Origin of the sequence: Paenibacillus sp. FSL R7-0210 (assembly GCF_038009085.1) — a bacterium.
Lineage (GTDB): Bacteria > Bacillota > Bacilli > Paenibacillales > Paenibacillaceae > Paenibacillus_AQ > Paenibacillus_AQ silagei.
Genome location: NZ_JBBPAR010000001.1, coordinates 2367999 through 2381222, shown reverse-complemented (window position 1 = coordinate 2381222; position 13224 = coordinate 2367999). Strand labels below are relative to the sequence as shown.

The 13224-nt window shown below is 47.2% G+C and carries 8 protein-coding genes; 7 read left to right on the top strand and 1 reads right to left on the bottom strand.

Translation table 11 applies throughout. The annotated features are described in order from the left end of the window. The first annotated feature begins 357 nt into the window (after window positions 1-357). Window positions 358-1206, top strand: a complete 849-nt coding sequence (locus MKY64_RS10410) for a hypothetical protein (protein WP_340952737.1) — start codon at window positions 358-360, stop codon at window positions 1204-1206. A gap of 206 nt (window positions 1207-1412) precedes the next feature. Here MKY64_RS10410 and MKY64_RS10405 read toward each other — a convergent pair whose 3' ends face one another. Further along, the gene (locus MKY64_RS10405; RefSeq protein ID WP_340952736.1) at window positions 1413-3017 is read right to left on the bottom strand and encodes a M4 family metallopeptidase; all 1605 of its coding nucleotides are present in this window, start codon (window positions 3015-3017) and stop codon (window positions 1413-1415) included. Between the two features lie 522 nt (window positions 3018-3539). Here MKY64_RS10405 and MKY64_RS10400 point away from each other — a divergent pair. The 6 genes from MKY64_RS10400 to MKY64_RS10375 all read left to right on the top strand — a co-directional run bounded on the left by MKY64_RS10400 (window position 3540) and on the right by MKY64_RS10375 (window position 13070). After that, window positions 3540-4508, top strand: coding sequence for a LacI family DNA-binding transcriptional regulator (locus MKY64_RS10400; protein WP_209874150.1), 969 nt, complete (start codon window positions 3540-3542; stop codon window positions 4506-4508). A gap of 224 nt (window positions 4509-4732) precedes the next feature. Next, window positions 4733-5650, top strand: coding sequence for an ABC transporter permease (locus tag MKY64_RS10395; RefSeq protein WP_340958055.1), 918 nt, complete (start codon window positions 4733-4735; stop codon window positions 5648-5650). A gap of 13 nt (window positions 5651-5663) precedes the next feature. Continuing rightward, the gene (locus MKY64_RS10390; protein WP_209874147.1) at window positions 5664-6560 is read left to right on the top strand and encodes a carbohydrate ABC transporter permease; all 897 of its coding nucleotides are present in this window, start codon (window positions 5664-5666) and stop codon (window positions 6558-6560) included. Between the two features lie 111 nt (window positions 6561-6671). Next, the gene (locus tag MKY64_RS10385) at window positions 6672-8297 is read left to right on the top strand and encodes an ABC transporter substrate-binding protein (protein ID WP_340952733.1); all 1626 of its coding nucleotides are present in this window, start codon (window positions 6672-6674) and stop codon (window positions 8295-8297) included. A gap of 25 nt (window positions 8298-8322) precedes the next feature. Continuing rightward, entirely contained in the window at window positions 8323-10794 is a 2472-nt protein-coding gene (locus tag MKY64_RS10380; RefSeq protein WP_340952730.1) for a PfkB family carbohydrate kinase, read from the top strand. Next, the gene (locus MKY64_RS10375) at window positions 10791-13070 is read left to right on the top strand and encodes a GH32 C-terminal domain-containing protein (RefSeq protein WP_340952727.1); all 2280 of its coding nucleotides are present in this window, start codon (window positions 10791-10793) and stop codon (window positions 13068-13070) included. Before MKY64_RS10380 ends, MKY64_RS10375 begins: the two co-directional genes overlap by 4 nt. Window positions 13071-13224: the final 154 nt, after the last annotated feature.

Sequence of the window (13224 nt, the reverse complement as noted above, 5' to 3'; positions counted from 1 at the left end):
TTTACGTTTGGCACTGTTATGCTTATGATTGCCGTAATGTTAATGATGTCAGCCATGATTATTAAAAGCAACTCCTTAGAATTTGTTTTTTGTCGGAAGACAAGAACATGGTACTATTGCCGATTTGATAAACATCTAAATATAACGTCAGGTGAAGGCAGCAGTTGGAGAAAATCTGGAGCTTGCAGATTGAAGTTGAAGAGACAGGAGATTGAAATCTTTGAAACCTGCGCAAGTTGCAAGTTTTTTTCGGTTGAGAGGAGCGAATGGCAATTTAAGAGCCAACAAATTAATTGACCACAGGATGGAAAAGACTTATTATTGCTATAAAATGGTCTGTAAGGAGTGAAATAGGAGTTGTTGGAACTTGATGGTATGGATACCGACTCTTTAATAGCTATGCTAAAAGCTTCATTCACCTTAGACAATTTTACAGCAATGATAGATATCTCTGATAAGATTATTGGGATGATCGCAGTAATACATGCTACAGCCCCCAAGGGATCTGAGACCCAAAGGTTAAAGCGTTCTCTAGTGTATTACTTTGGGTTTAGTCTTTGTGCGAAGGGCATTGCTCTCCAAAAACTTGGGGATTACAAAAACGCCCGCCAGTGTATAGAAAAGTATTCAAATTTGAGCTGGGTTCAACTTGATGACGAGGAATCATTGGCAGAAATTGAATATTACAAAAGTACAGCTAGAGCAAACACCTTCGTTCTTGACTTACTTGAGGGAAAGGAGGAAGTATTGCCTGAATACGTGAAATTTTTAAAGATGGGTGCAAGGGAAGAGTTGACCGCCGGGTTGCTAAATATCTTGGACTCCGCTTTAAGATACAACTACCAGGTGGACTGGGCATTGGAAGAACTGCAAAGTGACATTGAGAAACCTGATGATACCTCACCTGCTGTAGATGTTAGGTACTACATAGAATATATTCATCTACTATCAATTTATTGGTTTAAACGGGGGAAGTCAGCCATTGCAATAAACCTAACACTGGAAAATATCATATTAAGTGGTAAACTATTTGATAGAGCAGGTTTTAGAAAAGCTATTGCTTTTTATGAGCTTGTTAGAGCTAAGGCCAATATTTCACAGCTACAAGAGTATCATGCAATTATGCGAAATATTTTAGAAGGGGAGTTCAATGATGAAAATGTTGAAAAAGAAGCTTTTGTTATTGACAACCGTATTGCTGATTAGCTCATTAACCATTTTGACTGCCGCAAGTGCCGAAGATGTCACTTTATTTCAGTCCACAACAGTAACAACAAATAGCCACGGCATGGGCCATTGATTTGTCTGAGATGATTTACAGAGCCATTCAGTAAATCAATCCAGAGCTTATTATTGTTGATTTACATCATACAGGCCAATGATCCTCAGGATCATTGGCCTGTTATTCTGTTTTAGTAGACGCCTACCGCATTGTAAGCTTTGGTTACAGCAGTTACTTGAGCCGAGCCTGCTCCAAACAATTCAGTGGCCGATTGAATGATGGCTGTACGTGCAGCAGAGAAGTTGGAGGAGGTTGTAAGATAATATACAAGTGCATTGTAATAGATTTGAACGGCATCCTCACGGCCAATGCCTGTGACTGTTACACCGTTAAACGTACCGCCTTGAGCAGCCAGATAGAAAGCTTTATTATTGATGCCGCTATTCGTATGCACACCACCTTCGTCTGCCGAGCCGGTATAACGGTCGCTGTATTTGTCAGGCTGGCCGTACAATGGCGGATTAGCTAGTGAGCGGAGTGCGTCACCCGCTACACCCGGTGTATATATTTTATCACCGATCAGCCAGTTCGCACCTTCAATTGAATTTCCGATGATGTCGGAGAAGGACTCATTAAGTGCCCCCGGTTCTCCGTAGTATTCAAGATTGGATGTTTTCTCAGTCACACCGTGCGTCAGCTCATGGCCGACCACGTCCAAATCACCGGACAGCAGTGTAAAGGTAGATCCATCCCCATCACCGAAAACAATTTGCGCACCATTCCAAAATGCGTTGTTATAGGAAGTGTAGTAATGAACGGTCGAACGGATCTGCAGTCCGTTGTTGTCCAGGCTGTTGCGGCCGAAATGCTGGAGATAATAATCATAGGTTCTCTCAGCATAGGTGTGGGCATCAACCGCGGCTTTGTCTGTCCAGACATTGTTAGTGCTGGTTAAGAGCGTCCCCGGAAGAGAAGTCTTGTTCTTGGCGGTATAGGTCACAATGCCCTTGCCGCGGGTGCTGTCATAGAGCTGGTAGGTTGAACCCGAGAGGCGTGTCTCGAACGTTTTGGTATCTCCAAACACTCCAGTGCCCGTACCCGTCAGGTTCTCTAAGATGTTATATTTGAACAGTACGCTGCCATTCTCCGCAGAAATGAAGTACCGTATCCGCAAAGGCTCGGGTTCCAGCACGTTCACTTCCGTTTTATAGGCTAATTTAGGTTCTCCGTCAACGATAAAATAATACAAATCCGCTGTAGGAGTTATTTGCGGCTCACCTAGCGGTCCATGTTCCAGCGTGGCATCCTGGCTGGCTGCCAGAATGGCCTCTGCTCCGGATATGGTTTGGAGTTGAATCAGCGGCTGCGGAATGGTCTGGTATACATCTTCAACTACACTTCCCAGCAGGGAGGTAACGTTGCCCGTTTTGTCGATATGCAGGGTCTGATCGGCTCCATATACCGGTATCCCCGAGATATACTGGCTTAACCGGTAATGCTGGCTGCCGGTCCTGCTGTTTGTTTTTTGCTCTGTAATTTTGAATTTCTCCCGGACATCCTCCTTAGCCGAAAGATGCAGGTTCCCTTTAACATTCTCAAGATATCCCCATACTTTGTCCTCAGAAGCGGAGCCTGCCGGGGCTTTCCAGGCTTGGTCCGTAATTGAAATAGGGGAAGAGCCTGAGAAGAGCTCTATGGGATTATTCTGCTCATTGTTTTCAGCCGCAGTGCCCACCGAGGCAAAGGATCCAAGTGCTACAATACCTGCAAGAAGTGAAGCTACAGTCTTTTTCATATTTAATACTCCTCCGATCAAATTGGTTGGTTTTAAGTTGTGCCGGGTTCTTATAATCATCCTTTATCAAGCCTGTGTACTTACTCAAGCTGCGATCTGGGGTGCAAGGACTAAGGCGGCGAACAACCTTAATGTACGGAGGGAAGTGTGGAGAGGGCAAGACCCCTTTCGTGAAATTTACAACTACATCCTTGTTCACAGATCTCCAAATTGGATATAAATGATAAAAATGTAATTATAGTGTTTTCAGTATATTTAGGTTTTTGAATAGTAACTATGATCAGAATCACAATTAATGCAATAAAATTAGTAAACAATCATTATGCAACATTGAAATTGGACATGGCGGCTTCAAAAGAACTGAAGCTTGTCAGTCTACAGCATTATTCCTGGGAGCAAGACAGCCCCGATGTGTGTCTGCACTCGTGACTCGCCCTCCTTTTGAAACGTTTCCAAAATAAATATTGAAACGTTTCCATTTTGGTGATATTATATTTTCCAGAGAGAGTTCGGAGGTGTTATATGACAAGTATTAAAGATGTTGCAAACTTAGCAGGCGTTGCTGTAGGAACCGTATCCAGAGTCATTAACAACTCTGGCGCTGTTAAACCCAAGACACGCAAAAAAGTGGAGGAAGCGATACAAGAACTGAATTACTTCCCTAATGAAGTGGCCCGGAATTTCAAGATGCAGAAATCCAAGATGGTAGCTCTACTGCTTCCGAGCATCTGGAATCCATTCTTTTCTGAATTGGCTTATTACATTGAGGATGAGCTGGATCGGGAAGGCTTTAAGCTTATGTTATGTAATAGCGGAGGTAAGCCTGAGAAGGAGCTGTACTATCTGGAAATGCTCCGGCAGAACAAAGTGGCGGGGATTGTGGGCATAACTTATAACGATATCGAGAATAATGTGAGCAACAACATTCCGATTGTAAGCATCGACAGGCACTTTAACAAGAAGATTACCTGTGTGACCTCAGATAATTTTGAGGGAGGACGTCTTGCTTTAAGGGAGCTGGTGAGAGCAGGAGCCAGGAAACCGGCTTTTATGGGGAGTGTTACTTCCGTTTTCAGCGAAACCATGAACCGCAGGCAAGGATTTATCCATGAAGCGGAGGCTTTGGGTATCGATTATGTGATCTATGAGAAGCCGGATCCAATAGTAGATGACAATGCCTATATTCACGAGTTCCTCAACGAGCATGGCGATGTAGATGGAATTTTTGCCATTACCGATATGCTGGCTGCCAGCTATATTGACAAAGCACGCAGGAAGGGTATTCGTATACCAGAGGATGTGAAGGTCATCGGTTATGACGGTATTCAGGATAACCCTTATTTTCATCCTATTCTATCTACAATCAGGCAACCGGTAGAAGAGATGGCACGTATGACAATTAGACTGCTCTATAACAAGATTGAAGGCATTCCCTTAGATAAACAAGTGTATCGTATCCCTGTTAAATTCAAACAAGGTGAAACGACATGATCCCTTTAATCGAAAAACTTCAGCTTATTCTGTGGATGCACTCTATGAACTGATGTTTTTCACTCTAAATTGGAAACGTTTCAATATTGATTTTTATGAAGTACTTGATAGAGATCTACCGACTGAGTTTTTCTAAATTTAAATTGGAAACGTTTCAAAAAAATTATTTGCACACGAAAGGGAGAATATGCGTGAATTCAACAACCAACCGTGTGGATCATTCCATGATCCAACCAAAACGCAAACCGTGGAGCAGGTTCAAACGCGATTACGAACTGTACCTGTTTTTACTGCCAATCATTATTCTTTACCTCGTATTTAAGTACTATCCGATGTATGGGGTGCAAATTGCATTTAAGGATTTCTCACCCAGCCAGGGGATCTGGGGAAGTGAATGGGTAGGATTTCAGCACTTTGTAGATTTCTTTGATTCCTATAACTTCTGGACCATTATCACAAACACGCTCTCACTCAGTTTTCTTTCACTGTTATTTGGCTTCCCGGCTCCAATCATCATCGCAATTATGCTGAATCAGATGCTGGGCAAGTCCTATAAGAAATTTGTACAGACCGTGATTTACGCGCCTCACTTTATCTCTACTGTAGTACTCGTTGGCATGCTCAATGTTTTTTTGTCTCCAAACAGCGGAATCGTGAATCATATAATTACCTCGTTTGGCGGACAGCCTATTCTCTTCATGGCTGATGAGGGTTGGTTCCGTCCCTTGTATATTTTATCAGGAATCTGGCAGGAAACAGGCTTCGCCACAATTATCTATCTTGCTGCACTTGCGGGAGTCAATCCCGAGCTGCATGAAGCGGCCATTATGGATGGAGCGAGCAAATGGAAGCGTGTCTGGTATGTAGATATTCCCAGCATCCTGCCGACGATCGTTATCCTGCTGATTCTCGCATTGGGCAACATTATGAGTATCGGTTTTGAAAAGGCGTTTTTGATGCAGAGTGATCTAAACTACGCCACCTCCAATATTATCCCTACCTATGTATATGAGATGGGGATTCAGAAGGCCCAATACAGTTTTTCTACGGCAGTCGGCCTGTTCAACTCCCTTATTAATATTATCCTGATCTTCACCGTTAACCGGATCGCTAAAAAGATGACAGAGACCAGTCTGTGGTAAGGAGGAAATGATGATGAATCAATTAGTGAAGCGAAAGAGCAGAGGGGATGTATGGTTTGACATCATCAACTACATTCTGTTGACCATTATTATGCTGCTAGTACTGTATCCATTGTATTTTGTACTGGTTGCCTCATTCAGTGACCCCAATTACATTTACTCCGGTGAGGTCTGGCTATTCCCGAAAGGCTTCACACTGGACGGTTATGAACGGATATTCAGTGACTCCTCCATTTGGATCGGATATGGCAACTCCATTCTTTATGCAACGCTGGGAACATTAATTGGAGTAGCCGTGACGGTATTTGCAGCCTATCCGTTAGCCCGGAAGGATCTGGCCGGGAAGTCTGTGATTATGTGGTTTTTGCTGGTGACCATGTTTTTCAGCGGCGGGCTGATTCCCACTTATCTGCTGATTAAGGATCTGCACCTGCTGAATACGATGTGGGCGCTGGTCATTCCCGGGGCAGGCGGTGTTTTTAACGTCATTATTGTAAGAACCTTTTTCCAGTCATCCATACCAGACGAAATGTGGGAAGCGGCTTCCATTGACGGGTGTTCCAACACCAGATTCTTCTGGAGTATCGTTCTGCCGTTGTCCAAGTCCATCCTGGCAGTAATGGTGCTCTACCATGTGGTCGGCTTCTGGAACGGTTTCTTCGATGCCTTGATCTATCTGAACGATGAGAGCAAGTATCCGCTGCAATTAGTGCTGCGCAACATCCTTGTCCAGAATCAGGTCAACTCCGGCATGATGATCGATGTGGAATCCTATGCCGCCAAGATGCGTGTGACAGAGCTGATCAAATACGGGGTCATCATGGTATCCAGTCTTCCGCTGCTGATTTTGTATCCTTTCCTCCAGAAGTACTTTGTTAAAGGCGTAATGATCGGCTCCATCAAAGGATAGTACTCTGACGCGGTACTTGAAAGGGGGGATGCACCGCATATTCAGAGCAATAGGTGAAACCAAAACAGGAGTAATTAGCAGGCGGAATGAACAAAAGGGAGGTTATCGAAAATGAGTTCTTTATTTAAAAATGCGGGGATTCTGGTATTGGCCGGAGCGTTTGCGCTGAGCGGATGTTCGGGTAACGGTAACGGGACAAACAATCAGGCGGAGAATTCCAATCAGAAAGACAATTTCAATGCAACTGGTCTTCCTGTTGTAAACAAACCCGTGTCGTTAAGAATGGTAGCCCCGAAGGCGGCCCTGGCACCAGAGTTCTCAGAGATGGAAATCTTCAAGCGGCTGGAGCAGGAAACCAATGTGAAGATTGATTGGGAGAACATCCCGGATACCGATTATACAGAAAAGAAAAACCTGCTGCTTGCAAGTGGCGATTTGCCGGATGCCTTCTATGCCGCCGGATTCACTGATTACGAGCTGATCAATTACGGTAAAGATGGAACACTTATTCCGCTGGAGGATTTAATTGATCAGTATGCACCTAACCTGAAAGCGCTTCTGGATCGCCGTCCTGATATCAAATCATCGATCACAGCGCCGGATGGGCATATCTACGGGCTGCCGTCCTGGGAAGAAAACAATCTTGGAACCAACCCTTTCTTCCACGTCATTAATAAAAGCTGGCTGGATAAGCTGGGCCTAAAAGTACCGGAAACGCTGGATGAATACACGGAAGCGCTGCTTGCCTTCAAAACAAAAGATCCGAACGGCAACGGCAAGCAGGATGAAATCCCGTTAAGCTTCATGCATATGCAGTGGTGCATGGATATTGCCGGACTATTCGGGGCCTTTGGTCTCCCGGATAATCTGGAGCACCGTGTCGTCCGTGAAGGAAAAGTCATTTTCACCGCAACTCAGCCTGAATATAAGGAAGCCCTGAATTATTTCCATGAAAAATGGTATAAGCAGGGCCTGATTGATCCGGAATCCTTCACCCAGGATGCTGCACAGTATCTGGCCAAAGGCAAAACGACAGATGAGACACTGGGATCTTATATCTGGTGGGAAGTCGAAGAAGTTGTCGGAACCGAACGTGCCAAGGATTATGTACTCTTATCTCCGCTCAAAGGCGCGAATGGAGAGCAAACGATTGGACGCGCGAATGGCGGAGGTCCAGGCCGAGGGTCGTTTGCCATTACCAAAGCGGACAGCAATCCGGAAATCACCATGCGCTGGATTGACCAGCAGTATGAGCCTTACATGGCTGCTCAAATCCACTGGGGACCGCTGGATGTCGTGTACAAGAAGGACGAAAACGGAAAACTGGTGAATTTACCGCTTCCTGAAGGAGCCTCAGCAGGTGAATTCCGCCAGAAGGTTGCTCCGGGATCGGGCGCACCTGGTGTCATTACTATCGATGACTTCGGTAAAGTGGTGGACATGGAACCCCGGGCTCAGCAGCGCGCTAAAGATCTCGAGCAATATTACAATCCATATATGGAAAAGGAAAACTATCCGAGTATCTTCTTCGAGCCGGAAGAACTGGACACCATCAACAAGATCGAGCCAGAGCTGATTAAATATGTAAATACCCAAAGAGGAAGATTCATTGTAGAGGGCGGCGCAGATAAGGCTTGGGACAACTACATTAAAACACTGGACAAGATGGGCCTGAATGAACTGATGGAGATCTACCAAAAAGGGTTGGATCGATATAATGCAAATCTGAAAAAATAAATAGAAGTTAGGTGGGGGAGAAACTGTGCTTGATGTCATCGCAATAGGAGAAGTGTTGATAGACTTTACACCGGCAGGCCAGACAGCAGGAGGTAACGGGCTGTTTGAATGCAATCCAGGGGGGGCTCCGGCAAACGTAGCCGCAGCACTCTCACGTCTGGGTGCCAGATCAGCACTGATCAGCAAAGTTGGGGAAGACCCCTTCGGTTCATTGCTGCAAAATGCACTGCATAATAACGGGGTAGATGTAACAGGGGTGTCGGTTACCAATGAAGCGAGTACAACATTGGCCTTTGTTCACCTGGATGACCAGGGGGACCGCTCTTTCAGCTTCATCCGGAAGCCGGGGGCAGATACCTTCTTACACGCGCAGGATGTTCCGCTGGGGCAGATTGAAGCTTGTCAGGTGCTGCATTTCGGCTCGCTGTCCATGACCCATGAGCCTGCCCGCACGGCAACCCGGACGGCAGTCCGCAGAGCGAAGGAAGCAGGGGTTCTACTGTCGTTTGATCCTAACATCCGGTTTGCGTTATGGGAGAGTAAGGAGGAGGCCAGACAGAATATTCTCTGGGGGATGAATTATGCCGATGTGTTGAAAATCTCGGAAGAAGAGCTAGCTTTTGTTACTGGCAGCAGCAATCTTGAAAAAGGCGTACAAGAACTCCAGCAGCAATATGACATCGGACTCCTCGTCGTCACTTTAGCGGAAAAAGGCTGCTATTACCGGTTGGCTGGTCAGGATGGATATGTGCCGGGCTTTAAGGTCAAAGCAATCGACACGACAGGAGCAGGCGATGCTTTTCTAGGCTGTTTGTTATACAAGCTTTTAGAAAGCGGAAGTTCCCTGCAGGAGCTGACCAACCAGCAAATTACCAGTATGCTGATTTTTGCCAATGCCGGCGGAGCGCTAGTAACCACACGAAAGGGGGCTCTTGGTTCTATGCCGACGACAGAAGAGATTAACCAGATGATAGAGTCTGGGAACCACAATAATGATGAGCAATTCAGACCAGGGTTTCACTTTTCACCACCCTCCAGCTGGGCCAATGACCCGAACGGATTAGTCTATTATGAGGGAAGCTATCATCTATTCTATCAGCATCATCCTTACGATAATAAATGGGGACCAATGCACTGGGGCCATGCTGTCAGTGAAGACCTGATTCAATGGGAGCACGCGCCTATTGCTCTATTTCCGGATGAGCACGGAGCAATCTTTTCGGGATGCTGTGTAGTGGATTGGAATAACAGCAGCGGCTTATTTGAAGATTCGGATGGACTTGTCGCGATCTTTACGCATGCCGATCACCATCCGGATACAGGGCAGCCGCGCCAGCGGCAGAGCCTGGCTTACAGCAGCGATAAGGGCATGAACTGGCATAAATATAACGGAAATCCGGTGCTGGCCGAGGAAGAACTGATAGACTTCCGGGACCCCAAGGTGTTCTGGCATGCGGAAAGTGAACGGTGGATTATGGTGATTGTCGCTGGAGATCATGCCCGGTTCTACGCATCCGAGAATCTGCGTGAATGGTCGCTGACCGGTGAATTCGGTAGAGAAGAAGGATCACATGACGGCGTCTGGGAATGCCCTGATCTGTTTCAACTGCCGGTGGATGACACCGGGCGTTCGAAATGGGTGCTGATCATCAGCATCGGAGATCATCCCAATTGTCCGGAGGGATCGCGCACACAATATTTTATTGGAGAGTTCGATGGAAAGACGTTCATCAATGACAATCCTGCGGATCATATACTGTGGCTTGACTATGGAAGAGATAATTATGCGGGAGTTACCTGGTCCGATATTCCGGAGCAGGACGGACGCCGCGTAATCATCGGATGGATGAGCAACTGGAAATATGCCAACGAGACGCCTACCGGCTCCTGGAGAGGTGCGATGACTTTGCCCCGTGCCATGTCCCTGACCAGTAAGGACGGAAGTGTCGTGCTGAGCCAAATGCCTGTCCGGGAAATAGAGCAGCTGCGGAATGAATCTATGAGCTGGAACGATATCACAATTACGCCGGCGACTCCTTTTAGACAGCAGATGAATAGTGATCTGTTAGAAATTGAAGGAGAGATTGATATCCTATCCGGGGACGCGGTATATATCCATCTGCAATCTGTCGGACAGCAGAGCGAAATTATTATCGGATATGACCCTGCTCAGGAATGGCTGTTCACGGACCGTTCAAAAAGTGGTCTGACGGATTTCCACCCGGCGTTCGCAAGCCGTCACGGTGCCAGGCTGGCCGCTGCGAACGGCAAGCTTAAGCTGCACATCTGGCTGGATCGCAATGCAGTTGAAGTTTATGCAGCTAATGGTCTGGTTGTGCTAACCGATCAGATTTTCCCGGATGCTCCGATTGAGAATATCCAGGTAAGCACACAATCAGGACAGGCTGTTCTGAACTCGCTTCAAATCCATACGCTGAAGTCCATTCAGATTCCAAGTGTTAGTACAAGGCAGTCTCAAGGGAGGAATGACGAATGAGCGGCCATGAAGGTGACCGGGGACTAATGATGCATTGGGCTTTCGATGAAGGAAGCGGAGCAAGCGCTATGGAGAGCGTCACTAAGACGGTAGATGAGATTCATTATGTATTCAATAATGCGGAGTTTACCGACCCTTGTACTCCGCCGTGGAGACAGGGAGTAGCAGGAAGTGCTCTCCTCTTCGATGGTTACTCAACGTATATTGCTCATTCTGTCCACGGAGAAGAGCGTAACGGAGAGCCGGAATTTCTATCGGCTCTCAGCATTGGAGTATGGATTGCCCCGCGCACCTATGAGTGGGGACATGAAGGCAAACTGGCTGCCATAGTGAACCGCTACAATAACAAGACTAGGCAGGGATATCTGCTCGGCATGTTCCGTCATGGCTCCTGGTCCTTCCAAATCGGGCTTGAGGGAGGAGAATGGAAGGAAATCTGGGCGCCGGATGGTTATGAACTTCCCAAGAATGAGTGGTCTTATGTGAACGCCGTATTCGATGGAGAAGCGGGTGAAATCAAGCTGCTGCTGAACGGCACCGAAATCACATCGGCTGCTGTGCCCCGCGGTTCCCGCATAGCGGAGGCGATGGACACGGATTTGTTCATCGGCAGGAATAATCACGGCAGCAGGCTTGCCGAAGTGTTCAGCCTTCATATGTTCAGCGGGATCATGGATGAGATGAAGATTTATAACCGTGCCCTGAGTAACGAAGAAGCAGCAGCTTTTTATCAGGAAGTGTTGGATTCCGCACATGGAGGCGTCCGGCCGAAGTTGAATTATGACGACATTAAGCTGGATCGTATACCTCTGCTTAAGGACCGGCACAGGCCGCAGTATCATGTCAGCCCTCCGGCACATTGGATGAACGAGCCTCATGCGCCAATATATTTTGACGGGCAATATCATTTGTTCTATCAGCACAATCCGCAAGGACCGTACTTTCATCATATCCACTGGGGACATTGGGTGAGTGAAGATCTGGTGCATTGGCGTGATCTCCCTGTAGCGCTGGCGCCTGAGAGGGATCAGCTCGCCCCGGATGGGATCTGGTCGGGAAGTGCGGCTTATGATGCAGAGGGGCTGCCGGTTCTGTTCTTTACAGCAGGCAATGATAGTGCTTCACCGAATCAGAGGGTTGCACTTGCCCGTAGCACTTATCCGCAGGACGGAGACCCGGATCTCATTACGTGGATTAAACACCCGGAGCCGCTCATCGTGCAGCAGAAGGGGATGGGCGCATTCGGAGATTTCCGGGACCCGTTCGTGTGGAAGGATGAGGACGGCTGGTATGCCCTGGTAGGATCGGGAATTGAGGGCGAAGGCGGGGCAGCATTAGCATTTGCCTCGCAGGATATGCTGAATTGGACGTATAAAGGTCCTTTCTATCAGGCGGATATTCAGAAGTTCCCTTATCTTGGCCCCATCTGGGAATTGCCTGTACTTCTTCCCTTAGGCACTGACAACAAAGGGGACAGCAAGCATCTTCTGCTGGTTAGTCCTGTAGGAAAGGGTGCCGATGTTGAGGTATTCTATTGGATCGGGCAGCTGGAGAAGGATGAGCTGTCATTTATTCCGGATCAAGAAGAACCGCAACTGATAGATGTTGGTGATTTCCATTTTACCGGTCCGAGCGGCATGGTTGATCCGAAAACGGGCAGAAATATTGTGTTCACAATTGCCCAAGGGGACCGTACGTCAGAGATGGAATACAAATCGGGCTGGGCTCATAACGGAGGTTTGCCGTTAAGCGTGTATTTAAGAGATGATGGGCGATTGGGAATAGAACCGATTCAGGAACTGGAGTCGCTGCGGGGCACCAAGCGGCTATCCCTCCAAGACAAGTCGTTGGCTGAAGCTAATCTGCTACTGGGGGATGTACAAGGCGACATGCTTGAGATTCAGCTGGAACTGGAGCCGGGCAATGCCGGACAACTCGGAATCAAAGTCCGGTGTACACCGGATGGGGAAGAAGAGACACTGCTGGTTTATGACTGTAATGAAGCTAAGTTCCTTGTGGACCGCACGAAAACGACACTGCACCCGGGTGAAAAGTGTAGCGGGATTCAAGGAGGCAAGCTGGAATTGTTAGGAGAGAATCTGAAGCTGCACATCTATTTGGACCGCTCTATGGTCGAAGCATATGCCAACGGATTGAAAAGTCTGACCACCCGGGTGTATCCGAGCCGCAAGGATGCTCTGGGACTTGAGATCTGGGGCGATGGGGAACCGCTGGTTAAGTCCATGGAAATATGGGATATGCAGTCTATATGGTAATGGGAGCGCCTAGGCGCTCCTTACTATACCATGGATAATGCAACAAACACTTAAGCCACTTTGCTCCCTCGATATGAAACCGCTTCATTCACGTCTCTCTTACTTCATGACTATGCATCCTTGTATCCGGAGAGTCATTTCAAAAATACGTATG

Coding starts and splice junctions, on each gene's coding strand:
- MKY64_RS10405 (WP_340952736.1), bottom strand. CDS start 3,017: ATGAAAAAGACTGTAGCTTCACTTCTTGCAGGTATTGTAGCACTTGGA.
- MKY64_RS10400 (WP_209874150.1), top strand. CDS start 3,540: ATGACAAGTATTAAAGATGTTGCAAACTTAGCAGGCGTTGCTGTAGGA.
- MKY64_RS10395 (WP_340958055.1), top strand. CDS start 4,733: ATGATCCAACCAAAACGCAAACCGTGGAGCAGGTTCAAACGCGATTAC.
- MKY64_RS10390 (WP_209874147.1), top strand. CDS start 5,664: ATGAATCAATTAGTGAAGCGAAAGAGCAGAGGGGATGTATGGTTTGAC.
- MKY64_RS10385 (WP_340952733.1), top strand. CDS start 6,672: ATGAGTTCTTTATTTAAAAATGCGGGGATTCTGGTATTGGCCGGAGCG.
- MKY64_RS10375 (WP_340952727.1), top strand. CDS start 10,791: ATGAGCGGCCATGAAGGTGACCGGGGACTAATGATGCATTGGGCTTTC.